The organism is Phyllobacterium sp. CCNWLW183 (assembly GCF_037203775.1).
Lineage (GTDB): Bacteria > Pseudomonadota > Alphaproteobacteria > Rhizobiales > Rhizobiaceae > Phyllobacterium > Phyllobacterium ifriqiyense.
The window spans coordinates 226715-251769 of sequence record NZ_JBBCBN010000009.1; the positions used below are offsets into that span (position 1 = coordinate 226715).

Sequence of the window (25055 nt, forward strand, 5' to 3'; positions counted from 1 at the left end):
GCGGTGATTTCATCGCGCTGTCACAAATATCCGGGATAATCCCCGAATTAACCTCCGGGGTTTTCACGCGGTGCAGTTTTCCGAACTTTCCTATGCCAACGATACCCAGACGCGCCTTACGCAATGGCTGATCCGCTCGATTGAGGCGATCTCGGGCAGAAATCATTATGTCGGGCTGTATAATGTATGGCGAACTGAGATAGTCCCCGCTGGTATCGATGTTTTTTGCCGCATGATGGAACTGATCAACATCAGGTTAGAGGGGCCGGATCAGTGGCCGCCGCAAAATCTGCCTAACACGCCGCTGGTGCTTATTGCTAATCATCCATTCGGTATTGGAGACGGCATCGCAGCTTTGGCGCTGGCCGAACAATTGGGCAGGCCTTTCCGCGTGCTGATCAATAATGATCTGCTGAAAGTACCGGAAATCCGCCCTTATGCCTTGCCGGTATGTTTCGACGAAACCAAGGAAGCCATGGCGATGAACATGGCAACGCGGCACGAAGCAGTGCGCTTGCTCAAGGAAGGCGTGACAATCATTGTCTTTCCAGCAGGCGGTGTTGCGACAGCGCGCAAGGGTTTTGGTCGTGCGGAAGATCTGCCTTGGAAAATATTCCCTGCCAAGCTCATCAGGCAAGCACAGGCTTCTGTCATTCCAGTCTACTTCAGCGGGCAGAATGGCTGGCTATTTCACCTCGCCAGCAAAGTATCGATGACGCTGCGCATATCATTGTTGATTCGAGAATTCCGGCGTCTTTCCGGTAAATCCATCAATGTGCGGATCGGCAATATCATCAGTTGGGATGAATTGAAGGTGCTGGAAGATCGCCAGACGCTTTTGCAATATCTCTATAATGCTGTTTTTTCGCTGCAGCCGGGTTCATCGAGCAAATAAGAGCTCAATACTCATGTCGCTGGCGTTTAGTGAATTTGCGCATGTGGTGCGTGGTTCGACAAGCTCACCATGAGGAAGGTGGTGAATTGCCCGCCAGCTTCCAGCGCGGGAGATTTGCCCCTGCAATCCCCACACTTCCTCATGGTGAGCCCCGTCGAACCACGCAAAGCGGTTATGCAGCTAATAAGCGAGGTTTAGCCTTTTTCCCCGGCAAATCCATCAATGTGCGATGAGCTGAATGTTACCGAGCAAACAAGATTTGCAAATGCGTGATGCGTGGTTCGACACGCTCACCATGAGGAAAGGTGGAGGCTGGCATGCATCAGGTGGGAGGGATTTGAGGTAGGGGGAGATTGGCATGCAAGCTCACCACGCTCCTCATGGTGAGCTTGTCGAACCACGCAAAGCAGCCATGCAGCCTGTTTTGAGCAGATGTTAGGGGTCAGTCCAGCGGCTCTTCGCCTTTCGCCGGCTGGTTGGCGCTTGCCGCCGTGCTTGCGCCATTGGAGGCGATGACCTCCACATCCTGATTGCGACCGGCAACAACCTTGAAGTCACGCTGGTAAATCTTGTCCTTGTTCTTGGCGATGATGACGTAATCACCTTCCGCAAGCACCATGGATGCGAAAGCCCCCACGCTTTCCCGGACAATATCACCTGACGTGGTGAGAACAGACCAAGCCGTATCGGCAAGCGCTTCGCCGCCAGCTTCGCGCACCAGTTTCATCGTCATCAGTGCCGCGCGGTGTTCAACATTCGCTTCCGTGATTTTACCTGCCTCAACGCGGATGTCAGACCGAATGACGGCGTTCGCCGTGCCGTAGTTTGACACGATTTGATAGGTTCCAGTGTTCAGACGGACAACGCTGTCCGGCTTGACATCGGGAATGATCAAAGCGCGTTCGCCATTGGCGTCTTCATGATCCTCATAAATCGAAAATCGCAGACGATCGGGAGGAATGCGACCGCCGCCAGCAAGCACAGCATTAAGCTTGATCCCGCCAGCATCGAGGATCATTGTTTCAGTGCGCTTGGCGCGTGTCATGGAAATGCGCTTGGTTGCGCCAGCGCGGCCAAACGCGACGTGGATCAGGTAGCTGCCGGGAGCAAGATTGAACGAAGTGGTACCGCCTTTGGCAGTGGCGAGAAGCGCCAGCTTGCCGTCGGGGCCGGGATCGGGTGAGAATACCCGCCATACCAGCCCCCGGCCAATCGCTTCACTCTCGTCTGAAAGTTTTGCAGTAAGAACAAGCTCGGGCTCATTGACCAGCGGATTGTTCTGCGGAGCCTTTGGATTGGCATATTCATTCAGATTGGGAATTTTAGGTATATCGCCTTTACCGGCGGGCGGCGCAATGGTGGGTAGCTCAAGCGGGGCGACTTCCGGTGAATCCGGTGTCAGCGACTGTGCAAATGCGACTGGTCCCGACGCCAGACACGCACATGCCGCGATAGCAAACAAGGGTTTGCGGAAAATGCTGCCCGTGGCAATTGTCTGGAATACGCCCATGCAAGCTTTTGATCCGAAGCCGATGGCAATTTCAAGGCTTTTCTCGCTCTCATGTCTTTACTTGACCGACAAAACGAAGCCATTGTCCGCGCAATAGTGCAACAGGGTCGCTACGATTATTCCATGAACACTTCCTCATCCAATCCAATCCTCGATTTTTTGTCGACACGAAGCTCCACCCCGATCTCGGCCATCGGCCTTCCAGGACCATCTGACGAAGAGATTCGCAAGATCATTACGATTGCTTCGCGTGTGCCGGATCATGGTCGTCTGACGCCCTGGCGCTTTATTCTGTATCGGGGTGATGCACGTGTCGAAGTCGGGAAATATCTCGCCGAACTTTGTGAAGAACGTGAAGGGCCACTGACTGAACAACGCCGCGAGCAGGAACTGAAGCGCTTTGCTCGCGCTCCGCTGGTCATTGGTGTGGTGTTCTCTCCAGTTGAACATCATATTCCGGAGTGGGAGCAGTTTCTTTCCTCGGGTGCGGCGGCGATGAAGCTTTGCCTGGCTGCCAATGCATTGGGCTATGTCACCAATTGGATCAGCAATTGGTACTCGTCGGACGAAAAGGGCCGGGCGCTGCTAGGGCTGGCCCCACATGAGCGGGTCACGGGGTTTGTTCATATTGGAACTTGCGCGCAGAAAGTGCCGGAGCGGCCTCGCCCGGAAGTGGATGCGGTACTTTCCGAATATTCGGGGCCGTGGAAAGGCTAGCGTAAGATCAAAATGATCGCGCTCTGGCAATGAGCCGCTCCGCCCGCTTCAGATGCGGGCGGTCGAACATTTTACCATCAATACCAATTACACCGGCAGCGGGCTCAGCCGCAAAGGCTGCAACGATACGCTCTGCCTGATCGACCGCTTCAGCCGAAGGCGTGAAAATCTGATTGATGATTGCGACCTGGGCCGGATGAATTGCCAGTTTGGCTGTGAAACCATCGCGCGCGGCTTCGGTGCATTCGCGGGCAAGACCTTCTTCATTGCGATAGTCGATGTAGACCGTATCAATGGCCGCAACATCAGCGGCGGATGCGCCAAGGACCGTCAAGGCGCGAGCCATGCGAAACACGTCCGTGTAATGACCCGCCTCGTTGCGCACCGCGGTTGCGCCGATAACTGCCGAAAGGTCTTCCGCACCCCAACTGAGGCCGATTAATCGTTTGGATGCATCCGGATAGGTGGCTGCAGACAAGGTACCAATTGCAGTCTCGGTAACGATTGCAATGATCTGCGTGACGCCTTCAGAAAGCCCTGCCTGCGCTTCGTGCACATTCAGTTTCACCGAAAGCCGCGTCACATCCTTACCGCTATTGGATTTGGGCAGAAGAATGCCAACGGGCAGCGACGGCATAATGGCGGCAAGATCATCATCGGCGAAACCGCTGGAGAGATCATTGATGCGAACGAAAAGGCGAGGCGAGGCCGTACCGCGGTTCGATTTCAGAAAATCAGCGGTGATCTGCCGCGCGGCGGCCTTGCGCTCTGCGCTTACCGAATCTTCAAGATCGATCAAAAGCATGTCGGCTTCGCTGGCGAGTCCTTTTTCAAGTTTCTTTTCCGAATCGCCGGGAACAAACAGGAGCGAGCGCATCACGTCGCACTCTTTGATTTCATCATGGCTTGCCGCGTGCATTTTGCAACGAGAACACCATGCTGGTTGAAGGCACGGTGTTCGAACTCGACAATGCCGCGATCAGGCTTGGATTTGGACGGGCGTGTTGAAATAACCTCAGTCTCAACATGTACTGTATCGCCATGAAATAGCGGGGAAGGAAAAGTGACATCGGTCATGCCGAGATTGGCAATTGTCGTGCCAATCGTTGTGTCATTGACAGAAATACCGATCATTAAACCCAACGTAAACAATGAGTTGACGAGAGGCTTTCCCCATTCTGTCTTGCTGGCAAAATCAAAGTCAATATGCAGCGGCTGGGTGTTCAATGTCATGACCGAAAATAGCATATTGTCACTTTCAGTGATCGTTTTGCGAAGCGAATGATTGAAAACGCGTCCGACCTCGAACTCTTCCAGATACAATCCAGCCATGATGATTTCGAACCTCCGCAATGATTTGCGGGACATTATGACGGTGCTCTGCGGATCGCAACAGGGGCAAAACCCTTGTCGTCATGGTTAATGGATATGGTGAACTGATCGTAAACCTTTTTCCGCTAGGCTTTTGCTAGAAAAATGGGGGCGATAAGGGATGCCGGTACAGCAATATCTCAGAATGATCGAGAATGCGTCAGTGGCGCAACGTTGTCATGCAACGGCGGCTTTGGCGCATATCTATCTGCATTCAGAACTCGACAATGATGAGCGTTGCGCGACAGAGGCTGTACTAACGCTCCTGCTGGACGATTCTTCGCCAAAAGTGCGCCTCGCGCTGGCTGAGGCGTTTTCTACAAGTGTCCGCGCTCCTGCCCATATCGTTGCTAGTCTCGCACGCGACCAGATTGAAATCTCGACCTATATGCTCGGCCGCTCGGTTTTGCTCAGCGATAGCGACCTGATTGACTGTGTTGTGAGTGGTTGCGGAGAGGCGCAACGCGTCATTGCCGGTCGGGCACGCGTTTCGCCAACTGTTTGTGCCGCCATTATCGAAGTTGGCGAGATCGATGCCATACTGGAGCTGCTGGCCAATACACAGGCGAAAATAATGCCGGTGAGTTATCGTCGGCTGCTTGAACGGTTAGGACATATTGCCGAAGTACGTGCATTGCTCGTCGATCATGAAAGCCTGCCAGCCGATTGCCGCCACTCGCTTGCAGTCAAGACCGCAGAGGCGCTGTGCCAGATGAATATTGTGCAGGCACTCATGGGAGGTCGCAGAGCGGAACGAATGACACATGATGCCTGTGTCAAAGCATCCATCGGACTCGTTGCCGCAACGCCTATCGAAGAATATCCGGCTCTCGTTGAACACCTACAACTGCGCGGTGACATAACAACAGCTTTTGTCATTCGGGTGGTTGCGAAAGGACAGATCGATTTCTTCGGCGCGATCCTTGTTGCGCTGTCCGGTTACAAGCACAGTCGCGTGCGCGGCCTGCTCATTGACGGTCGTCCGAACGTGCTGGGGGCGCTGTTTAGCGCTGCAAGTTTGGCCGAAAGCACACACGCTTCCCTGTGCACCGCAGTTCAGGCATGGCGCGATACTATCAACGGCAAGCGCAAGCTGGGTTTGCATGATGTCGCACGCGCAATGATTGAGCAGATCACGGCGGTAGAGGCCTATGCAGGAGCTGTTCCCGCCGCCGCAAATGATGATTTGCTTTCCTTGCTCAACGGTATTCACCGCGATGCTATTCGCGAAAATGCGCGCCGAAGCATGTTGTCGATAGCGGCGGCATAGGCTTCTGACCGCTTGATCGAACATTTCATTACAAAATAGTGCCACTCTTTGAATGAAATAATCGATGCGCCGCACCAGAACCGGCGCATCATTGCTTTTTTATTGGCATTGAAAGCCATGATTTCCAATATTATACTTAGTAAACCTAATTAAATCAGGCGTTTATGTCTGATTTCTGATTCAAAACTCTAGATACAGCAATTCGATTGTGCCAAACGGCCCGTTGCCGCCCCATTGGTCTTTTATGCTATTATGGACAAAGGCATAATCGATTGGGAGGTCTGCATAATGTCGGACAATGGTAGTGTTGAGTTTGGCCCGCTAAGTCTGCACGTCCCTGAACCGGCTGTGCGTCCGGGCGGTACACCGGATTTTTCCAACGTCACCTTTCCCGATGCAGGCTCGGTGAGACGCCCCGATGTCGATACAAACCCTGAAGACATGCGTGACCTCGCATTTTCGATTATTCGTGTGCTTAACCCTGAAGGCGAGGCTGTCGGGCCATGGGCAAATCTGCTGACCGACGATCAGCTGGTTGAAGGTCTGCGCCATATGATGACGCTGCGCACGTTCGATGCGCGTATGCAGATCGCCCAGCGGCAGGGCAAGACTTCATTTTATATGCAGCATCTTGGCGAGGAGGCAGTCAGTTGCGCTTTCCGTAAGGCGCTGGTGCAGGGCGATATGAATTTTCCGACCTATCGTCAGGCTGGTCTGTTGATCGCCGGCGGGTATCCCATGGTCGAAATGATGTGCCAGATCTACTCCAACGAGCGCGATCCGTTGAAGGGCAGGCAGCTGCCAATCATGTACTCTTCCAAAGAACACGGTTTTTTCTCGATCTCTGGCAATCTGGCCACCCAGTATATTCAAGGTGTTGGCTGGGCCATGGCATCCGCCATCAAGAAAGACAGCAAGATAGCTGCCGCATGGATCGGCGATGGCTCCACGGCTGAGTCTGACTTCCATGCCGCGCTGGTTTTCGCTTCAACCTATAAGGCGCCGGTAGTTCTCAATATCGTCAATAATCAATGGGCGATTTCGACATTTCAAGGCATTGCGCGCGGTGGCTCAGGTACCTTTGCAGCGCGTGGCCTTGGTTTCGGTATTCCGGCGCTGCGCGTCGATGGCAATGATTACCTCGCGGTTTTTGCAGTGGCGCAGTGGGCAACCGAGCGCGCACGCCGCAATCTGGGGCCGACGCTAGTGGAATATGTTACCTATCGCGCCGGCGCGCATTCGACCTCGGATGATCCATCTGCTTATCGGCCCAAGATGGAGTCGGAGGCCTGGCCTCTGGGCGATCCTATTGTTCGGTTGAAGAACCACCTGATTGCACGCGGCGCATGGTCGGAAGAGCGTCATACCCAGACCGAAGCCGAGATACTCGACACAGTCATCGCTGCGCAGAAAGAAGCCGAAAGCTTCGGAACATTGCATGCCGGAGGCAAGCCATCAGCGCGCGATATGTTCGAGGGTGTTTATGAACAAATGCCTCCGCATCTTCGCCGTCAACGTCAGCAGGCGGGGGTTTAAGCCAAATGCCACGTAAAACAATGATCGAATCCATCCGCGATGCGATGGATACAATGATGGAACGCGACGAAAACGTGGTTGTGTTCGGCGAGGATGTCGGCTTTTTCGGTGGCGTCTTTCGCTGCACGCAAGGGCTGCAGGCAAAATATGGAAAGACGCGGTGTTTCGATGCGCCCATCAATGAGGCGGGCATCGTCGGAACTGCAATTGGCATGGCGTCCTATGGACTTAAGCCATGTGTTGAAATCCAATTCGCAGATTATGTCTACCCCGCCTATGACCAGATTGTCTCGGAGGCTGCACGCTTGCGCTATCGCTCGAATGGCGACTTTACCTGCCCGATGGTCGTGCGCATGCCGGTCGGCGGCGGCATTTTCGGTGGGCAAACACATAGCCAGAGCCCGGAAGCGCTTTTTACCCATGTTTCGGGCCTGAAGGTGGTTGTGCCGTCCAACCCATATGATGCCAAGGGGCTGCTTATTGCGGCAATAGAAGATCCGGATCCGGTGATCTTCCTTGAGCCCAAGCGCATTTATAATGGTCCGTTTGATGGACATCACGACCGGCCAGTCACACCGTGGTCCAAGCACGATCTCGGCGAAGTGCCTGATGGTCATTATACGGTGCCGCTGGGCAAAGCCATCAAGCGCCGTGAAGGCTCACAGCTAACGATCCTGACCTATGGCACCATGGTTTACGTGGCAGAGGCCGCTGCAGCTGAACATAATATTGATGCGGAAATCATCGACCTGCGCACATTACTCCCGCTCGATCTCGAAACGATTATTGAATCCGTTTCAAAAACCGGGCGCTGTGTCGTGGTTCACGAGGCGACCTTGACATCGGGCTTTGGCGCGGAACTGGCGGCACTCGTGCAAGAACATTGTTTCTATAAGCTTGAAGCGCCGGTGGCTCGCGTTGCCGGTTGGGACACGCCTTATCCCCATGCCCAGGAGTGGGATTACTTCCCCGGGCCATCGCGGGTCGGGCGTGCGCTGGTTGAAACGCTGGAGGGGCTCTAAGATGGGCGAATATGTCATCAAGCTGCCGGATGTCGGCGAAGGCGTTGCAGAAGCAGAGCTTGTCGAATGGAATGTAAAGGTCGGTGATCTGGTACGCGAGGATATGGTTCTTGCCGCCGTGATGACCGATAAGGCAACGGTGGAAATCCCGTCGCCGGTCGATGGCGAGATCATCTGGCTTGGCGGTGAGATCGGTGAGGTCATTCCGATCGGCTCGCCGATTATTCGCCTGAAGATCGACGGCGAGGGTCATGCACCGGCAGCCGCGGAGCCCTCCAAGCCTGCCAAGGCTGAAGCGCCTGCACCGGATGAAAAGCCTGCCGAGGCCGCAAAGTCCGAGAGCAAGCCTGCAGCAGCTGCTGCAAAGCCACAGGAAGCTGTAAAGCCCGCTGCCAAACCTGTTTTCAATACGAGCGCGCCCCGTAGCGAAGGTGAAAAGCCTTTGGCTTCTCCAGCTGTACGCCAGCGTGCGCGTGATTCCGGCGTTGATTTGCGTCAAGTGAGTGGTACAGGACCGGCAGGCCGGATCACTCACGAAGATCTTGATGCCTTCTTCGCGCGCGGCTCGCAGAAACCCGGTAGTGCAGCGCTCAGCCCGGACAATTCCGTCAAGGAGATCAAGGTTGTCGGGCTTCGCCGCAAGATTGCCGAGAAAATGGCAATCGCGAAATCCCGGATTCCGCATATTACCTATGTCGAAGAAATCGACGTGACATCCTTGGAAGAGCTGCGGGCAGCCCTGAATAGCAAAAAGCGCCCGGATCAGGCCAAGCTGACGATCTTGCCGTTCTTGATGCGGGCCATGGTCAAGGCCATTGCCGATCAGCCGCAGCTCAATGCTCTGTATGATGACGAGGCGAATATTATTCATCAGCATGGGGGCGTGCATATCGGGATTGCCGCGCAGACGCCTGGCGGTCTCGTCGTGCCGGTCGTCAAACATGCCGAGGCAAGAACGCTTTGGGACTGTGCTGCCGAGGTTAATCTGCTGGCAGATGCTGCAAAAACGGGTACAGCGACACGTGAACAGCTGAGTGGCTCGACGATAACGATCACTTCACTCGGTAGCATGGGCGGCGTGGTGACCACGCCTGTGATCAATCACCCGGAAGTAGCAATCATCGGCGTCAACAAGATCATGATCCGGCCCATGTGGGACGGCACTGCCTTCATACCGCGCAAGATGATGAACCTGTCGTCAAGCTTCGACCACCGGGTCATCGACGGCTGGGATGCCGCCGTATTCATCCAGCGCATCAAGGCGCTTCTCGAAACGCCAGCCATGATATTTGTTGAGGACTGAGCCATGAAGGATATTTCCTGCAAACTGCTGGTCATTGGCGCCGGTCCGGGTGGCTATATCTGCGCTATTCGTGCCGGGCAGCTGAATGTTGATACGGTGATCGTTGAAGCGGCCAAGGTCGGCGGCACTTGCCTGATGGTCGGCTGCATACCCTCCAAGGCGTTGATTCACGCCGCTGATGAATTTGCAAAGGTTGCGCATTTTGCAGCAAATCAGACGCCACTAGGCATATCCGTCAGCAATCCGGCAATCGATTTCACGCAAACCATCGCTTGGAAAGACGGAATTGTCAGCCGTTTGAACAATGGCGTAGCCGGACTTTTGAAGAAGGCCAATGTGAAGATCGTCACGGGCAGGGCAAAGTTCCGCGATGGAAAAACCGTCGAAGTGGAAACCCTGACGGGCCAGCAAATCATCCGTGCTGAAAACATTGTAATCGCAACAGGCTCTGCGCCGGTGGAGGTGCCTTCATTGCCATTTGGCGGCAATGTCATTTCATCCACCGAAGCTCTCTCACTTGAGACTGTGCCCGAAAAACTGGTGGTTGTGGGAGGTGGTTATATTGGCCTTGAGCTTGGCACTGCCTATGCCAAACTCGGATCAAAGGTCACTGTTGTTGAAGCGCAAGCAAAAATACTGCCGCAATATGATGCAGAGCTGACGCGGCCAATCGTGAAGAGTCTCAATAGCTTAGGTGTGACAGTTCTTACCGGAGTTAAAGCAAAAGGGGTGAGCGCCAAGGGTGATGCCCTGCTCATCGAAACGGCTGATGGCAAGGATGACAGGATTGCAGCGGATAAAATACTGGTAACTGTCGGCCGCAAGCCTGTGACCACCGGTTGGGGGCTTGAGGAAGTTGTTTTGGACATGGACGGAAAGTTTGTTCGCATTGACGACAAGTGCCGTACCTCGATGCGGGGCGTCTATGCCATCGGTGATGTGACAGGCGAGCCAATGCTGGCCCATCGTGCCATGGCACAAGGCGAGATGGTGGCAGAAATCGTCGCCGGGCATAATCGCAGCTGGGACAAGCGAGCCATTGCAGCTGTCTGCTTTACCGATCCGGAAATCGTGACTGTCGGCCTTTCGCCAGAAGAGGCAAAGCAGGCCGGGCACGAGGTCAAAATTGGTCTGTTCCCATTTGCTGCCAATGGCCGCGCCATGACACAAGAAGGCGAGGAGGGGTTTGTCCGTGTGGTTGCTGCTGCGGGCAATCATCTTGTATTGGGAATTCAGGCGGTTGGAACCGGAGTCTCCGAACTGTCAGCAGCGTTTGCACTGGCCTTGGAAATGGGCGCGCGCCTGGAAGATATAGCCGGGACAATCCACGCCCATCCAACACAGAGCGAGGGCTTCCAGGAAGCTGCGCTGAAAGCACTGGGACACGCGCTGCATATTTAAAGCACCTTTGCAAAAGCAATTTGCGTGCTTCGACAAGCTCAGCATGAGGAATGGGGTCTGATTGCAGGACGCTAAATCCTGCAATCTTTGAGACTATTATGCCAGGCGCAATGTCACCTCATGCTGAGCTTGTCGAAGCACGCAAAGCGCTACTGCTGAATAAATTGGGTTACTCAGCGGCCTCGGCGACAGCGGGCAGGCCAAGCCAGGCACGGCAATCTGCCATTGCGCGGGCGCTCATGGCGCGTTTTTTGGCATTGGTCTTTTCCTTGCCACGCAAACGCTTGCCCTCAGAGACGGGCGCTTCAATCGGCGGGAATAACCCGTAATTAACATTCATTGGCTGGAATGAACGTTTGCCGGGTTCTTCATCCGATACGATATGCCCGCCAGTAATATGTCCAAGAAGCGCACCAAAAGCCGTCGTTGCAGGAGGTGGTGTCACAGGCTGACCCAAACGCTCGGCAATCATGAAACGGCCGGCCAAAAGTCCGATAGCGGCGGACTCGACGTAGCCTTCGCATCCCGTGATTTGTCCGGCAAACCGCAGTCCTTGCCGGGATTTCAGTTGCAAGGTCGGATCAAGCAAAATCGGTGAATTGAGGTAAGTGTTGCGATGCAGTCCACCCAGCCGGGCAAATTCCGCATTTTCAAGGCCCGGGATCATGCGGAATATGTCAGTCTGCGCGCCATATTTCAGCTTGGTCTGGAAACCGACCATATTATAGAGCGTGCCAAGCGCATTGTCCTGACGCAACTGCACCACCGCATAGGCTTTCACTGTCGGATTATGGGCGTTGGTCAGACCCATTGGCTTCATCGGTCCATGACGCAATGTCTCCGGTCCGCGTTCTGCCATGACCTCGATTGGCAGGCAGCCATCGAAATAGGGCGTGCCTTCCCATTCCTTGAATTCGGTCTTGTCGCCCGCAATCAATGCTTGAATGAAGGCGTCATATTGCTCCTTTGACATGGGGCAGTTGATATAGTCCTTGCCATTGCCGCCGGGGCCAACTTTATCGTAGCGCGACTGGAACCAGCAAGTGTTCATATCGATGGAATCGAAATGCACGATCGGTGCAATTGCATCAAAAAAGGCGAGGGAGTCCGCCCCTGTTTCATTGCCGATTGCTTCGGCAAGTGAAGGCGCCGTCAGCGGGCCGGTGGCGATAATAACCTTGTCCCACTCCGCTGGCGGCAGGCCGGTAATTTCTTCGCGCTCGATAGTGATAAGTGGATGAGCTTCGATTTTCGCGGTAACTGCCTGCGCAAAACCATCGCGATCAACAGCAAGCGCACTGCCGGCCGGAACCTGATGGGCATCGGCGGAGGCAATAATGAGTGAATTGGCCAGACGCATTTCCGCATGAAGCACGCCAACAGCATTAGTTTCGGCGTCATCGGAACGGAAGGAGTTGGAGCATACAAGCTCTGCAAGGTCCTGCGTTTTATGGGCATCTGTGCCGCGAACAGGACGCATTTCGTGCAGGATAACGGGAATGCCAGCCTCTGCGAGCTGCCATGATGCTTCGGAACCGGCGAGACCGCCGCCAATAATGTGTACGGGTTTATGTGACATGGCGCACCAATAGTCTTTTTGATTGCTGGCTTCAATGAAAAAGCCGTCACAGATGATTGTGACGGCTTTCATGACGCCTAGGGCAGATCAGGCGCTGGCAGTATCAAGCGTCGCCAGATCATCTTTGCTGAGTTCCATAGTGGCCGCCTTGATCAGACTATCAAGCTGTTCAAGCGATGTTGCACTGGCAATTGGTGCAGTTACGCCATCGCGGTGGATGATCCAGGCCAATGCGACTTCGGCCTGTTTTGCCTTATGCTTGGCGGATATATCATCAAGGGCTGCGAGGATACGATTTCCACGGGGGTTGAGATAATCCTTCACACCGCCGCCCCGCGGGCTTTTGCCAAGATCGGCTTCGCTGCGATATTTGCCGGACAGAAAGCCTTTCGCGAGACTGAAATATGTGATGACGCCGATATCTTCAGCCATACAGAGATCGCGCAGTGGGCCATCATAGCTTGCGCGATCGTAAAGGTTATATTCCGGCTGCAAAACATCGTAGCGATGCAGCCCCTTATTCTTGGCCACATCAAGCGATTTCCGCAATTGATCAGCGTCGAGATTGGAGCAGCCCATTGATTTGATTTTGCCAGCCTTGAGCAGCTTCTCGTGCGCGGCAAGGGTTTCTTCATATGGTGTGTCCGGATCCGGCCAATGCGAAAGATAAAGGTCAATTTCTTCAATCTGAAGCCGTTTCAAGGAGGCTTCGGCGGCCTTTGCAATGTAGGCGGGAGACAAATCCTTCTTGCCTTGTCCCATATCGGAGCCAACCTTGGTGATTATCACCACCTTGTCGCGGGATTTGCGTTCTTTCATCCATTCGCCGATTATGGTTTCGGACTCGCCACCTTCATTGCCCGGCACCCAGCGCGAATAAGCATCCGCAGTATCAATGGCGTTGAGGCCCGCATCAACGAACCGATCAAGCAGATCGAAGGAAGTTTTCTTGTCGGCGGTCCAGCCGAAGACGTTTCCGCCAAAGACCAATGGAGCGATAGTGAGGCCCGTACGGCCAAGACGACGTTGTTCCATGATGAACTCCCGGGGATTATTGAGGTGGGAGCTTGAATGTAGGACGTGACGATGCGGGTTTCCACCCCGTCATTGCAAACACAATTTCTTCAACAGGCCGAAAGGCAATTTCTGATATATTCTCTCATGATGAGATATGCCTTTCTTATTTTGCCCGCTGCCATTGCCTGGGCATGCGTATCAAACGCCAATGCGCAAACATTCAGTGTTTGCCATGGCTATGGCTGTACGTTCAAAACCAGTGTGACGCTTTCTCCTGCCGATCGCGGCAGAATCGCGTCAATCATGAAGAGCGGAGGCAAGTCGGCACAAGCCGAACGGGCTGCGGTGCGGCGCGCTGTGCAGATATTTGAGCGTCGCAGCGCTCAAATAATCGGTATCCGGGATCGCCCGAAAATGGATTTTGGCCAAGGGCGCGAGAGAGGCCAAATGGATTGCGTCGACGAGGCAGCCAATACAGGCGGCTTCCTCAGCTATTTGCAGCGCGCCGGGCTGTTGCGCCACCACACAGTGGGAAACAGGGATTCACGCGGGAGTTTCCTCGATGGCCGCTATCCGCATTTCACCGCAGTGTTGCGGGATCGCTCGGGTACATCCTGGGCCGTTGACTCCTGGTACGAACCAGCAGGAGGGGCGCCAGATGTGATGCGTTTGTCGGAATGGAAAGAGCGGGGTTATGGCGGGCAACGCTGATGTCAGCGCATCCTACAAACAACAACACCCACCGCGGGAGGAGGTGCGGTGGGTGTCGTTATATAAAGACCGGCTGGGAGGAGGAGTGCCGGGCTTTGATCGCGGGAGGCTTTGGGAGGAGGTAAAGCCCCGGCGATATTCGTCAAACTATTAGCGTACTGCGGACTTCTTGGCGACGAACGGAATGTCCGAACGGGCAATGCCCAGATCGCTAAGTTCGCGGGTCGACAGACGGTTCAATTCAGTAACCGTGTCGCGATAACGGCGCCAGTTGCTGTAAGAGCGGATAAGGTTCATTTCAATCACCACTTCGGTTGTTGTTCGGTTGATCACTCTTGATCGTTGAACTGAAGATAGTGCAGCCCATGCAGAATTTGCAGAGACAAGATTGCAGATCAGCTATGCATATGTTGCATTGCATCATTAATCGATTTTAATTGCTGCGGCGCACAAATGTCAAAATCGCGATCAGTTCGGCAATGCGGTGGCAATTGCGTTTTTCCTGCCGCTGGCGTTATTTGAATCCCCGTACGACTCAGGAGCACTTCGTGGCATTTTCGATCGGCATCAAAAAACACATTGCCCGCTGGCAGCAGGCAGGTCTGATAGACGAGGTGACAGCCGATCTTTTGCGCAAGGACGTAGAGAAAACCCGGTCCGGCTTTGGCCTTGGCGGGATTCTTGCGGTGCTCGGCGCAGTTCTCTTGGGTGCTGCCATCATTTCGCTTGTCGCGGCAAATTGGGAAGTAATGCCGCGCCTTGTTCGCGTCGTGATGATCATCCTGGTGCTATGGATCGGCTATGTTGGCGGCGCATGGCGGGCGAGACTCGGCGATAATCGTTTTAGTCAGGCGCTCTATCTGATTGCTGCAATCACCTTTGGAGCCGGTATAGCGCTCATCGGGCAGATGTATCATTTATCAGGCGATGCAACGGAAGCCGCCTTGCTTTGGACTGCGGGAACAATGGTTGCGGCGCTTTTGCTACGCTCGTCTGTGTTGGTCGCAACCGGGGTGGCGATAACTGCGCTCTACCTTTTCATGGTTTTGGATACCAATGACTCGCACACCTATAGCTGGCTTCTGCCGGTATTGCTTTTCATCAGTGCGGGACTTGTCTGGTATACCAAGGCGCAGATCGCCCGCCATTTTATCGCGCTGGTACTGATGGCCTATGTTTTCGCCCTTTATGATGATTTGAGCGGTGATTGGATATTGTGGCTCGCCGCTATGGCGGGCGGGGTGCTCTTTCTTGGCGATGCGCTGTCGACTGCGGTGCTGCAACGGCTCACCGGCTGGAGCAAGGCAATCGGCGCTTACGGGTTTCTGATGCTTCTTCTGGTGCTGAGCTATTTTCAGTTTGATCGCTTCGATAGTGAAGTAAGCGATCAGGTCATTATCGGCTTTGGTATATTGGCCTGTGCGATTGCCGGGCTGGTTCTCTCCGGTTATCGCAATCTTGCCGTCAGATGGATGTCTTACACCGTATTTTCGCTCGAAGTGCTTTATCTGGCATTCAAGACGATAGGGACGCTTATCGGAACCGCGAGCTTCTTCTTGAGTGCGGGCGTGCTGGTATTGCTGCTTGCCGCCTTTGTTGTGCGCATGGAGCGGCGGCTGCAAAAGAAGATTGCGCAAGCGGAAGGAGCCGCCTGATGTTCACTGGCAAGCGCATTATCTGGCTGGGTATTATCGTCGCCTTGCTGCAATCGGGCGCTTTATACGCAATGGTTGAGCAGCGCGCATCCATCCTGCGGAGCGGCAAAGACGTGATCCTGCTAAGCCAGCCCATTGATCCCCGGGATTTCCTGCGCGGAGACTATGTGATCCTCTCCTATGATATCTCCAATGTCAGCATCGACAAGATATCCGGCACGCGCCCGGAGGCGAAGGGCCTCATTGACGTCTATGTCACACTGGTCAAAGGGGCAGATGAGCGTTGGAACTTTGCAAGTGCTTCGTGGCAGGCCCGCACTGACCTGAAGCCGGGTGAGGTGCAGCTTCGGGGACGTACGCCAAACTACGCCTATTTTGCTTCGGACAACACCTATCATGTCGATTATGGCATTGAGCGCTATTACGTTCCGGAAGGTCAGGGCCTGGCAATCGAAGAACAGCAGCGCGAGAGAAAGATCGATGTCGTTATTGCTGTATCGAATGAGGGAGACGCCCAGATACGGGCTTTAAGAAGCGATGGAAAGGTTCTCTACGAGGAACCCCTCTATTAGAAATAGGCGGGAAATTACGGGTTTGAAATAATAGTGTCGATTACCCGGCTTTTTCCTTTGACCCTCAGAAAGACGGTGCTATAGAGACCCGCGCTTGAGGTTCGGCTACGTGCCTCGGATGCGGATATGGCGAAATTGGTAGACGCACCAGATTTAGGTTCTGGCGGGAGACCGTGGGGGTTCGAGTCCCTCTATCCGCACCACAATCTTTCCAAACACAATTGAGAATAAGGCACTGGACAGATAAACTCGCGTGCATGTGGGGGAAACCTGATCATGATTGAAACAAGCCGCCTTTTGTTGCGCCCGCAACGTATTGAGGATTTCGAACTCTATAAGGCGATATGGATCAATGATCCCAACCTAAGCGAGGGTGTTCAAGTCTTGCCCGGACTTACCAATGAGCAAAGCTGGGACAGGCTGCTGCGCTGGATCGGGCATTGGAACGTTTTTGGCTATGGTCCGCTTCTGGTCATCGACCGTCAAACCGGGGAGCTGGTCGGAGAAACGGGGGTGGCAAGGTTTCATCGCGCCAATGGCCCGGCTTTCGACGGAGTTCCGGAGGCATTGTGGAGGATCAAATATACCCGCCATGGCCAAGGCCTGGCGTCAGAAGCAGCGTACGCGGCCTTGCAATGGTACGATGCCCGGAAAATATCCGAGCGAACCGTTTGCATGATTGATCATTGGAACGACACTTCATTAAAGCTGGCCGGAAAACTCGGGTTCAAGGAGTTTTCACGTGCAATCTACAAGGACAGTGATGTCGTGTTGCTTGATCGTATCGTCAAAACTTAGTGTTGCACGAGCAGTCTATGATCCAGTCACGAAAGAACTTCACCTTGGCGGGCAATTGCCCGGCTTCGGGATAGACCAGATAGTAATTGGTGCCGGTTGAGGCTTCGATATCGAAAAGCTTTACCAGCGTGCCCGACTCTATTTCATTCTGGAAAAAAGCTGAAGAAACCAGTCCGACGCCGCCGCCGGACAATGCCAATCCGCCGATAATCTGCTGGGTATCAATCGTTACCCCGGGTTTGGTCATGGTCAATGGCCCTTCGACACCTGCTTGGCGAAACCAGACGGGCCACCAATTATCGTCTGGCGTGATCAGATGACATTGCAGGAGGTCTGCCGGTGTTTGCGGTCTGCCATATCGTTCAAGATAGGCGGGGCTGGCCAAGGGTGTGAAACCGCCCGATAAAAGCCGATGTGAGGTCAAGCCTGGCCAATTTCCACGACCGAGCCGGATGCCGCAGTCGATTCCCTCACTGGAAAAATCAACCAAGCGGGAGGAAATATCGAAGCGCACCGAAACCTCGGGATGCAGGTTTTGAAAATCAGTAATGCGCGGCGTCAGCCAATTGCTGGCAAATGTATGGATGACTGAAATAACCAGCACGGAATTTTGTTCTTCGCGAATGGCTCGGAATGTCTCGCCCATATCAGCCAAAGCCCTGCGTATCACCGGCGCTATTACTTCGCCCTTCGGCGTCAAGGTAACGCCGCGTGCGCGGCGCTGAAACAAGGGCGTACCGGCAAAATCTTCCAGCAATTTGATCTGATAGCTGACGGCCGATTGGGTCATGTTGAGCTCATCGGCTGCTTTCGTAAAGTTCTGCAACCGCGCAACACTATCAAAAACCCGGATAGAACCAAGAGGAAGTGACGTCATGTCGAGCCATTAAATCTATTGATGTCTAATCATCAAATTCGCGTTGGTATGCCTGTTAATAAGATAATACATCTGTCCACACAACAGGACAATTAATAGCTTGATGGAGAGTGTCATGACCGAATTGCGATTATTCGGATTGAGTTCGCTTGCGGTTTTTTGGGCGGGCTTTTCCAAGCAGACTTCAGTGCCGGCAGGCGACCCTGGGGATTTGAATGCCTATATGCTGCGCGACATCAATCTTACGCCAAGCGAGCGTGCCGCATTCACATATAAGACGCGCGATATGCTTTCACCGGCCTATCGATATCGTCTCCCATAGAATATTGAAGCCAATGCAAAAGCGCGGGGCTGTTAAGGCCCCGCGCTTTTATTTTTAATGCGCTGCGGCTTGTTCTGCCGCAGGTTTCGGTTTGCGCCGGAAGGATCTGAGCACGACGTAGAATACCGGTGTCAGGAACAGACCGAAGAATGTGACCCCAAGCATTCCGGAGAACACCGCTGTTCCGAGCGACTGACGCATTTCCGCACCGGGTCCAGTTGCAATCATCAAAGGCACAACGCCAAAGATGAAGGCAAAGGCGGTCATCAGGATCGGACGCAGGCGCAAGCGGCTGGCTTCGATCGCTGCTTCTACCGGGTTTGCGCCTTCTTCCTCGTGTTGACGGGCAAACTCCACAATAAGAATGGCGTTTTTCGCCGCCAGACCAATGAGAACCACGAGCCCGATTTGCGTGAGGATATTATTGTCCATCCCGCGCAACGCCACACCTATCAGCGCGGCTAGGACAGCCAGTGGAACAATCAGGATAATTGCCAGCGGCAATACCCAACTTTCATATTGGGCTGAAAGGGCCAGGAACACGAAGATGACAGACAGGGCGAAGATAAACACCGCCGTATTGCCGGTTGCGCGTTCCTGAAAGGCAAGTTCCGTCCAATTGAACGATGTGCCTTGTGGCAGCGTTTTGGCGGCCAGCGCTTCCATTTGATCAAGAGCCGCGCCAGTCGACACGCCCGGAGCAGCATTGCCCTGCAACGGTACGGATACGTACATATTGTAGCGCTGCACGAGCGACGGGCCTGTGGTGTCCCTGATCTCGATCAATGTGCCAAGCGGAACAAGCGCCCCCGTGGCTGATCGCACCTTCAGGTTCAAAATATCCTGCCGGTCGAGGCGGTATTGCTGATCCGCCTGCGCACGAACTTGATAAACGCGCCCGAAAGCATTGAAATCATTGACATATGATGTTCCAAGATTTGTCGAAAGCGTTTCGAAGATGCTTGGAATGGGCACATTAAGCGCTCTTGCCTTGTCCCGGTCTACTTCAAGGAAGTATTGCGGGCTGGAGGCAGAGAAGGTGGTGAAAACGCCAGTTACACCCGGTGTCTGTGCGGCTTCGCCCATCATCTGATAGGCCAGGGCCAGCACGCGGCGCATGTCGGAGCTGTCACGGTCCAGCAGCTGCATCTTGAAGCCGCCGGAATTGCCTATACCGCTGATGGCGGGTGGAGGAACGGCAATGATGAAGGCTTCCTGAATACTTTGCAGACTGCCATAAAGCTGACCAATAATCTGGTTGGCGTTATGACCTTCCTCCAGGCGATTTTCGAAGGAGTCGAAGGCGGCGAAAACTACGCCGGAGTTTGACGCATTGGTGAAAGTCGCGCCGTTAAAGCCAGAGAAGGCGACGGCATTTTTTACACCCGGCACGTCCCGAACGATCTTTGAAACCTTTTCAATGACTGCATCGGTTCGATTAAGAGACGCACCGTCAGGCAACTGTACCACGACGATGGCGTACCCCTGATCCATGGTCGGGATAAAGCCGCGTGGAACAGCGGTTGCCATATACCATGTGGCGACAAGCAACCCGACAAAGACAAGCAGGGAGGCCGTGATACCAATGGCTGAACTGACGAGGTGGCGAATGACCCAAGAGTAGCCATTCGCCATCTTGTCAAAGCCGGTATTGAAGCCATTGGCCATGGCCCGGCCAAAACGGGCAACCGGGTTTTTCGATTCGCTGTGGTTGTGTGGCCGCAGCACAATCGCAGCAAGCGCTGGCGAAAGCGTCAGTGAATTAAGAGCCGAAATTGCCGTTGCCACTGCGATTGTGATCGCAAATTGCAGGTAGAATTGCCCCGTAATGCCGGGAATGAAAGCAGTCGGTACGAAGACTGCAATCAGCACCAGCGAAATGGCAATAACGGCGGTGCCGACCTCGTCCATAGTGACGTGCGAGGCTTCCTTGGGCGTCATGCCGGCTGCAAGGTTTCGTTCGACATTTTCGACAACCACAATGGCGTCATCGACGACAATGCCGATGGCAAGGACCAATCCAAACAATGTGAGCATATTGAGCGAGAAGCCGAAGGCGAGCAGCAATGCCAGCGTTCCGATAAGGGAGACGGGAATTGCGACAATCGGTATGATCGCGGTGCGCCACGATTGCAGGAAGACAAGGACGACGAGCGCCACGAGAATGACGGCTTCAATGATCGTTTTGTACACCTCATTGATCGATTCCGCGATGAACTCGGTGGGGTTGTAAACGATATCGTAGGTCAGCCCGTCAGGAAAATCCTTCTTGAGTTCCTCCATTGTGCTTCGGATTGAATCCGCAGCAGCAAGGGCATTGGTGCCCGGGCGGCTGAAAATACCCAAGGCCACTGCCGGATTGCCGTTCAGATAGGAGTTGGTGACATAATCCTTGGCACCAAGTTCGATGCGCGCCACATCCTGCAACTGCACGAGGCGCCCGCTTTCTGTCGCCTTGACGATGACGTAGCGGAACTGCCGGGCATCGCTGAAGCGGCCCTCAGTGGTGACAGTATATTGAAACGCATTGGTACCGGAGGTTGGCGGACCGCCAATGGAACCGCCCGAAACCTGCACGTTCTGATCTCGCAGCGATTGCACGACATCACTTGATGTCATGCCATAGGCTGAGAGTTTTTCGGGGTCGAGCCAGATACGCAGCGAGTATTCACGCTCACCGAAAATGATCAGATCGCCGACGCCATCTAGACGCAACAACACGTCGCGAACGCGCGAGCGTGCATAATTGGAGGCGTAAAGCTGATCATAACGACCATTTGGCGAAAGAATATGCACAACCATCATGAGATCAGGCGAGCTTTTGGTGGTGGTGATACCAAGACGTCTGACTTCTTCCGGAAGGCGCGGCTCCGCAATGGACACGCGGTTCTGTACAAGGACCTGCGCCTTATCGAGATCTGTTCCCAGCCGAAATGTCACGGTCAATGCCATGGAGCCATCGGCCGTGGAATAGGAGGACATATACAACATGCCCTCAACGCCGTTGATTTCCTGCTCGATTGGTGTCGCCACCGTGTTGGCAATGGTTTCAGCGTCGGCGCCCGGATAGGAAGTGCGGATGACAATGGTTGGCGGGGCTATTTCGGGGTACTGCGCAACTGGCAGCTGTGTGTAAGCTATGCCGCCGACGATCAGCAAGACAATCGAAAGAACGCTCGCAAAGATCGGCCGGTCGACGAAAAAGTGCGCGAATCTCATTGCGCAGCCTCCGGCGCTTTGGTCGCATCAGCCGTTACAGCTTCCGGTGGTAGCACCACCAGTTCCGGCTTGACTTTTACGCCGGGGCGAATCCGCATCAGGCCATTCACCACAATGGTTTCATCGCCCGTCATTCCGGAGCGGATCACGCGGTAGCCATGAAGCTTCGGTCCAAGGCGAACCGGCTTCGGGGTTACAGTGCCATCTTCGCTGACTGTGAAGACGATGCGTTCATTTTGGTCAGAGCCGATTGCTTCATCCGGGATCAAAATACCCTTATAGGTATTGGATGCGGCAACATCGACGCGGCCGAACAGGCCTGGCTGCAAAACAAAATTCGGATTGCTGAAGCGGGCGCGAACGCGCATTGTGCCTGTCTGGTCATCCAGACGATTTTCCGCGAAATCAACCTTGCCCTTTACAGGCGGCTCGGCGGAATCGGTAAGCCGGACGGTGACTTCCAGACCGGAGGCGCCTTCCTGCAAGGTGCTGCCGTTTTCACGAGCGGTGCGTGCATAGGAAAGCAGGTTACGCTCATCGACATTGAAGTAAAAATCAATCGGGTCGAGTGAGACGATTGTCGTAAGGATCGTCTGGTCTGGCTGAACGAGATTGCCAACGGAGATCAGGCGGCGATCAATGCGCCCGCTCAAGGGGGCTGTTATCTTTGTATATTCAAGATCAAGCTGCGCACGGGCAAGAGCTGCCTCTGCGCCGCGGACATTTGCCTGAGCCGAAATGAAGTCGCGGCGCCTGTCATCGAGTTGCGAAGCGGAAAGCGTGCCGTTTGCAGCTAGTGACTCGGTGCGCTTAAATTGCGCTTCGGCATAGACAAGCGTGGTCTTTGACACTTCGAGCGAGGCCTGCGCCTGCGACAGGGCGGTTTCGAAAGGTCGCTGGTCGATTGTAAAAAGCGGATCGCCTTTTTTAACCAGCGCACCATCGGTAAATTCGATCTTGTCGAGATATCCGGCGACGCGGGAACGTATGGATACTTCATCAACAGGTTCAAAGCGGCCAATGAATTCGTCGCTGTCAACGACATCACGGACGACCGGCTTGGCGACCGATACCGGCGGGGGAGGTGGCGGGGCCGCTGCTTCCTGGGCAAATGAAGCACCAGAGGACAGAAGAGCGGCTGTCAAACCAACCTTGATTATTGTTAAAAGTGATCGTGACAAAGGGTAGGCCTCCATGACAGTAAGACGTCCCACGCGTGTCGCAAAGGTGTGTCAGCAATGCTGAAACGGTATCAACTTTGATCAGTCTTTGCGGACGATAAGGTCGAGTAGAGCGAAGTCACATAATGCTGGCGGGGAGTGTTTACGAGAGGGCTCTGCACAATTTTAACATAGTGCAGCCATAATTGACCTATCCGAAAATCCCCACATGAATAGATTTGCATAGTTCCATTTTCTTGTCACCCTGCAATCTCAGGCTGTAGCGGCACCAAACAATGCTATTTTGCCAGCCTGCATGGCAGTGCCATTGATTTTTATACCCGAGCCGAGTAAAGGGAGCGACCAGTCGGTGAAGGTGCGATTTCTCATCCAACTTTGTGCCACAGTCTGTGATACAATGCGTGGCATAAATCGAGAGTTGAGTTGGAAATACGGCAATAGAATCAGCGTGGATGGCCAAGCAAAAATTGCTCATCCGCACCCGAAGCCACATAGGCAACAGTTTTTCTCCCGCAATTTGGCGAACGAGCCGGCGACGGCGGGACAAATGTTAAAAAAGTGAAGGTTTGGACATGCAGGTTACTGAAACGCTCAATGAAGGGCTCAAGCGCGAGATCAAGGTCGTTGTTCCGGCCAAGGATCTGGAAGCAAAGCTTTCCGAACGCCTCCAGGGTGCCAGCGCAAAGGCGCGCATCAATGGCTTCCGTCCCGGCAAGGTGCCAATGAGCCACCTTCGCAAGATGTACGGCAAGTCGTTCATGGCTGAAGTCGTCAATGAAATCCTGAGCGATTCTTCGCGCACCATTCTTTCGGATCGTAACGAAAAGTCGGCTACCCAGCCTGAAGTCGTCATGACCGAAGACGAAAAGGAAGCTGACAAGGTTCTTTCCGGCGAAGCCGATTTTGAATTCTCGCTCAATTATGAAGTTCTGCCAGCGATTGAAATCAAAGACACTTCCAAGATCAGCATTACCCGCGAGATCGTTGACGTTTCCGATGAGGAAGTCGAAGAGCAGGTTAAGCGTGTTGCAAGCTCTGCCCAGACCTTCGAACCAAAGAAGGGCAAGGCTGAAAGCGGCGATCGCGTTACCATGGATTATCTCGGCAAGGTCGATGATGTTCCTTTCGACGGTGGTGCAGATAGCGATGCAACATTGGTTCTTGGCTCCGGCCAGTTCATTCCAGGCTTCGAAGATCAATTGATCGGCGTAAAAGCTGGCGATGAAAAGCAGATCAAGGTTACTTTCCCGGCCGAATACCAGGCTGCTCATCTTGCAGGCAAGGACGCTACCTTCGACATCACTGTCAAGGAAGTTGCAAAGCCAGGCGAACTCGAAATCAACGACGAAACCGCAAAGAAGCTCGGCATTGAAAGTGCTGACCGTCTGCGTCAGGTTATCCGCGAGCAGATCGAGAGCCAATACGGTTCTTTCACACGCCAGAAAGTGAAGCGTCAGATTCTGGATGCGCTGGATGGCGAATACCAGTTCGAGTCGCCAGAGCGTCTGATCAATGCCGAGTTCAACAATATCTGGGCTCAGATCGGTCAGGACCTTGCACAGGCTGGCAAGACCTTTGAAGACGAAGATACAACGGAAGAAGAAGCACGCGCCGAATATCGCAAGCTTGCTGAACGCCGTGTTCGTCTTGGCCTCGTTCTTTCGGAAATCGGCAACAAGGCCGGTATCGAAGTAACCGAAGAAGAAATGCAGCGCGCCGTTTACGATCAGGTTCGTCAGTATCCTGGTCAGGAACAGCAGATTTATGAATTCTTCCGCAAGACACCGGAGGCGATCAACAATCTTCGCGCTCCGATCTTCGAAGAGAAGGTGGTTGACCACCTGCTCGCCAGCATCAATGTCACCGACAAGAAGGTGACCAAGGAAGAGTTGATGGCTGAAGACGAGTCGGAAGAAAAGTCCGGCGAAGCCAAGAAGCCTGCCAAAAAGGCAGCGCCAAAAAAGGCAGCCAAGAAGAAAACTGAAGACGAAGCGTAAGCTTCTCGGTAAGCGGCTTATCGCCAGTTAAGAAAAACGGCTCCGCATTGCGGGGCCGTTTTTCTTTCCATCTCAGGGCGATAGCCTAGAAGTTATATTTAC

Annotated in this window: 22 protein-coding genes and 1 tRNA gene; 14 read left to right on the forward strand and 9 right to left on the reverse strand. The window is 54.0% G+C overall.

Annotation, left to right across the window (positions count from 1 at the left end):
* Window positions 1-70: 70 nt before the first annotated feature.
* The gene (locus V9K95_RS20420; RefSeq protein WP_336441841.1) at window positions 71-895 is read left to right on the forward strand and encodes a lysophospholipid acyltransferase family protein; all 825 of its coding nucleotides are present in this window, start codon (window positions 71-73) and stop codon (window positions 893-895) included.
* 442 nt (window positions 896-1337) lie between these two features.
* Here the strand turns inward: V9K95_RS20420 and V9K95_RS20425 are convergent, their stop codons facing one another.
* Complete coding sequence (locus tag V9K95_RS20425; protein ID WP_115055364.1) at window positions 1338-2405, reverse strand: hypothetical protein; 1068 nt, start codon at window positions 2403-2405, stop codon at window positions 1338-1340.
* A gap of 123 nt (window positions 2406-2528) precedes the next feature.
* Here V9K95_RS20425 and V9K95_RS20430 point away from each other — a divergent pair, with 123 nt between their 5' ends.
* Window positions 2529-3122, forward strand: a complete 594-nt coding sequence (locus tag V9K95_RS20430) for a nitroreductase family protein (RefSeq protein WP_115055413.1) — start codon at window positions 2529-2531, stop codon at window positions 3120-3122.
* A gap of 7 nt (window positions 3123-3129) precedes the next feature.
* On the opposite strand, the gene V9K95_RS20435 is transcribed toward V9K95_RS20430, so the two are convergent.
* Complete coding sequence (locus tag V9K95_RS20435) at window positions 3130-3999, reverse strand: HpcH/HpaI aldolase/citrate lyase family protein (RefSeq protein ID WP_336441923.1); 870 nt, start codon at window positions 3997-3999, stop codon at window positions 3130-3132.
* On the reverse strand, window positions 3999-4490 hold the full coding sequence (locus V9K95_RS20440) for a MaoC family dehydratase (RefSeq protein WP_336441840.1): 492 nt from the start codon (window positions 4488-4490) through the stop codon (window positions 3999-4001). Before V9K95_RS20440 ends, V9K95_RS20435 begins: the two co-directional genes overlap by 1 nt.
* A 124-nt stretch (window positions 4491-4614) precedes the next feature.
* On the opposite strand from V9K95_RS20440, the gene V9K95_RS20445 reads away from it, so the two are divergent.
* The 5 genes from V9K95_RS20445 (at window position 4615) to lpdA (ending at window position 11025) form a co-directional block, all read left to right on the forward strand.
* Complete coding sequence (locus tag V9K95_RS20445) at window positions 4615-5763, forward strand: DUF2336 domain-containing protein (protein WP_336441839.1); 1149 nt, start codon at window positions 4615-4617, stop codon at window positions 5761-5763.
* A 288-nt stretch (window positions 5764-6051) separates the two neighbouring features.
* Window positions 6052-7299 carry a 3-methyl-2-oxobutanoate dehydrogenase (2-methylpropanoyl-transferring) subunit alpha gene (locus tag V9K95_RS20450; protein ID WP_115055358.1) on the forward strand — a complete coding sequence of 416 codons (1248 nt, stop codon included), beginning with the start codon at window positions 6052-6054 and terminating at the stop codon, window positions 7297-7299.
* Window positions 7300-7304: 5 nt separating this feature from the next.
* Complete coding sequence (locus V9K95_RS20455; RefSeq protein ID WP_336441838.1) at window positions 7305-8321, forward strand: alpha-ketoacid dehydrogenase subunit beta; 1017 nt, start codon at window positions 7305-7307, stop codon at window positions 8319-8321.
* A 1-nt stretch (window position 8322) separates the two neighbouring features.
* Window positions 8323-9624, forward strand: a complete 1302-nt coding sequence (locus tag V9K95_RS20460; protein ID WP_115055354.1) for a 2-oxo acid dehydrogenase subunit E2 — start codon at window positions 8323-8325, stop codon at window positions 9622-9624.
* A 3-nt stretch (window positions 9625-9627) separates the two neighbouring features.
* Window positions 9628-11025 (forward strand): dihydrolipoyl dehydrogenase, encoded by a 1398-nt coding sequence (lpdA, locus tag V9K95_RS20465; RefSeq protein WP_115055352.1) that lies wholly within the window; start codon window positions 9628-9630, stop codon window positions 11023-11025.
* A gap of 169 nt (window positions 11026-11194) precedes the next feature.
* Here lpdA and trmFO read toward each other — a convergent pair whose 3' ends face one another.
* On the reverse strand, window positions 11195-12604 hold the full coding sequence (gene trmFO, locus V9K95_RS20470) for a methylenetetrahydrofolate--tRNA-(uracil(54)-C(5))-methyltransferase (FADH(2)-oxidizing) TrmFO (protein ID WP_336441922.1): 1410 nt from the start codon (window positions 12602-12604) through the stop codon (window positions 11195-11197).
* An 87-nt stretch (window positions 12605-12691) separates the two neighbouring features.
* Window positions 12692-13639, reverse strand: coding sequence for an aldo/keto reductase (locus V9K95_RS20475; protein WP_115055351.1), 948 nt, complete (start codon window positions 13637-13639; stop codon window positions 12692-12694).
* A 126-nt stretch (window positions 13640-13765) separates the two neighbouring features.
* Between V9K95_RS20475 and V9K95_RS20480 the strand changes: the two genes are divergently transcribed.
* On the forward strand, window positions 13766-14332 hold the full coding sequence (locus tag V9K95_RS20480) for a hypothetical protein (RefSeq protein ID WP_336441837.1): 567 nt from the start codon (window positions 13766-13768) through the stop codon (window positions 14330-14332).
* Window positions 14333-14482: 150 nt separating this feature from the next.
* Here V9K95_RS20480 and V9K95_RS20485 read toward each other — a convergent pair whose 3' ends face one another.
* Entirely contained in the window at window positions 14483-14629 is a 147-nt protein-coding gene (locus V9K95_RS20485) for a DUF1127 domain-containing protein (RefSeq protein WP_081497128.1), read from the reverse strand.
* 251 nt (window positions 14630-14880) lie between these two features.
* On the opposite strand from V9K95_RS20485, the gene V9K95_RS20490 reads away from it, so the two are divergent.
* From V9K95_RS20490 to V9K95_RS20505, 4 genes are all read left to right on the forward strand, one after another.
* Entirely contained in the window at window positions 14881-15987 is a 1107-nt protein-coding gene (locus V9K95_RS20490; protein WP_336441836.1) for a DUF2157 domain-containing protein, read from the forward strand.
* Entirely contained in the window at window positions 15987-16559 is a 573-nt protein-coding gene (locus tag V9K95_RS20495; protein ID WP_336441835.1) for a GDYXXLXY domain-containing protein, read from the forward strand. The genes V9K95_RS20490 and V9K95_RS20495 overlap by 1 nt, the downstream gene beginning before the upstream one ends.
* A 120-nt stretch (window positions 16560-16679) precedes the next feature.
* A tRNA-Leu gene (locus V9K95_RS20500) sits at window positions 16680-16762 on the forward strand.
* Window positions 16763-16835: 73 nt separating this feature from the next.
* The gene (locus V9K95_RS20505; RefSeq protein WP_336441834.1) at window positions 16836-17357 is read left to right on the forward strand and encodes a GNAT family N-acetyltransferase; all 522 of its coding nucleotides are present in this window, start codon (window positions 16836-16838) and stop codon (window positions 17355-17357) included.
* Here the strand turns inward: V9K95_RS20505 and V9K95_RS20510 are convergent.
* Complete coding sequence (locus tag V9K95_RS20510) at window positions 17347-18234, reverse strand: LysR substrate-binding domain-containing protein (protein ID WP_307284610.1); 888 nt, start codon at window positions 18232-18234, stop codon at window positions 17347-17349. The two genes, V9K95_RS20505 and V9K95_RS20510, sit on opposite strands and share 11 nt — an antisense overlap.
* 115 nt (window positions 18235-18349) lie before the next feature.
* Between V9K95_RS20510 and V9K95_RS20515 the strand changes: the two genes are divergently transcribed.
* Window positions 18350-18556, forward strand: coding sequence for a hypothetical protein (locus V9K95_RS20515; RefSeq protein WP_115055340.1), 207 nt, complete (start codon window positions 18350-18352; stop codon window positions 18554-18556).
* A 54-nt stretch (window positions 18557-18610) separates the two neighbouring features.
* Here the strand turns inward: V9K95_RS20515 and V9K95_RS20520 are convergent, their stop codons facing one another.
* Window positions 18611-21775 carry an efflux RND transporter permease subunit gene (locus V9K95_RS20520; RefSeq protein ID WP_336441833.1) on the reverse strand — a complete coding sequence of 1055 codons (3165 nt, stop codon included), beginning with the start codon at window positions 21773-21775 and terminating at the stop codon, window positions 18611-18613.
* Complete coding sequence (locus V9K95_RS20525; protein ID WP_337345122.1) at window positions 21772-22956, reverse strand: efflux RND transporter periplasmic adaptor subunit; 1185 nt, start codon at window positions 22954-22956, stop codon at window positions 21772-21774. The genes V9K95_RS20520 and V9K95_RS20525 overlap by 4 nt, the downstream gene beginning before the upstream one ends.
* Window positions 22957-23528: 572 nt before the next feature.
* Between V9K95_RS20525 and tig the strand changes: the two genes are divergently transcribed.
* On the forward strand, window positions 23529-24953 hold the full coding sequence (tig, locus tag V9K95_RS20530; protein WP_307284617.1) for a trigger factor: 1425 nt from the start codon (window positions 23529-23531) through the stop codon (window positions 24951-24953).
* The last annotated feature ends 102 nt before the right edge of the window (window positions 24954-25055 follow it).

Excerpts from the sequence above, each read along its gene's own strand:
- V9K95_RS20430 (WP_115055413.1), top strand. The coding sequence starts at position 2,529 with ATGAACACTTCCTCATCCAATCCAATCCTCGATTTTTTGTCGACACGA.
- V9K95_RS20520 (WP_336441833.1), bottom strand. The coding sequence starts at position 21,775 with ATGAGATTCGCGCACTTTTTCGTCGACCGGCCGATCTTTGCGAGCGTT.
- V9K95_RS20460 (WP_115055354.1), top strand. The coding sequence starts at position 8,323 with ATGGGCGAATATGTCATCAAGCTGCCGGATGTCGGCGAAGGCGTTGCA.
- tig (WP_307284617.1), top strand. The coding sequence starts at position 23,529 with ATGCAGGTTACTGAAACGCTCAATGAAGGGCTCAAGCGCGAGATCAAG.
- V9K95_RS20475 (WP_115055351.1), bottom strand. The coding sequence starts at position 13,639 with ATGGAACAACGTCGTCTTGGCCGTACGGGCCTCACTATCGCTCCATTG.
- V9K95_RS20515 (WP_115055340.1), top strand. The coding sequence starts at position 18,350 with ATGACCGAATTGCGATTATTCGGATTGAGTTCGCTTGCGGTTTTTTGG.
- V9K95_RS20455 (WP_336441838.1), top strand. The coding sequence starts at position 7,305 with ATGCCACGTAAAACAATGATCGAATCCATCCGCGATGCGATGGATACA.
- V9K95_RS20505 (WP_336441834.1), top strand. The coding sequence starts at position 16,836 with ATGATTGAAACAAGCCGCCTTTTGTTGCGCCCGCAACGTATTGAGGAT.
- V9K95_RS20425 (WP_115055364.1), bottom strand. The coding sequence starts at position 2,405 with ATGGGCGTATTCCAGACAATTGCCACGGGCAGCATTTTCCGCAAACCC.
- V9K95_RS20445 (WP_336441839.1), top strand. The coding sequence starts at position 4,615 with ATGCCGGTACAGCAATATCTCAGAATGATCGAGAATGCGTCAGTGGCG.
- lpdA (WP_115055352.1), top strand. The coding sequence starts at position 9,628 with ATGAAGGATATTTCCTGCAAACTGCTGGTCATTGGCGCCGGTCCGGGT.
- V9K95_RS20485 (WP_081497128.1), bottom strand. The coding sequence starts at position 14,629 with ATGAACCTTATCCGCTCTTACAGCAACTGGCGCCGTTATCGCGACACG.
- V9K95_RS20435 (WP_336441923.1), bottom strand. The coding sequence starts at position 3,999 with ATGCGCTCGCTCCTGTTTGTTCCCGGCGATTCGGAAAAGAAACTTGAA.
- V9K95_RS20495 (WP_336441835.1), top strand. The coding sequence starts at position 15,987 with ATGTTCACTGGCAAGCGCATTATCTGGCTGGGTATTATCGTCGCCTTG.
- V9K95_RS20480 (WP_336441837.1), top strand. The coding sequence starts at position 13,766 with ATGATGAGATATGCCTTTCTTATTTTGCCCGCTGCCATTGCCTGGGCA.
- V9K95_RS20440 (WP_336441840.1), bottom strand. The coding sequence starts at position 4,490 with ATGTCCCGCAAATCATTGCGGAGGTTCGAAATCATCATGGCTGGATTG.
- V9K95_RS20450 (WP_115055358.1), top strand. The coding sequence starts at position 6,052 with ATGTCGGACAATGGTAGTGTTGAGTTTGGCCCGCTAAGTCTGCACGTC.
- V9K95_RS20510 (WP_307284610.1), bottom strand. The coding sequence starts at position 18,234 with ATGACGTCACTTCCTCTTGGTTCTATCCGGGTTTTTGATAGTGTTGCG.
- trmFO (WP_336441922.1), bottom strand. The coding sequence starts at position 12,604 with ATGTCACATAAACCCGTACACATTATTGGCGGCGGTCTCGCCGGTTCC.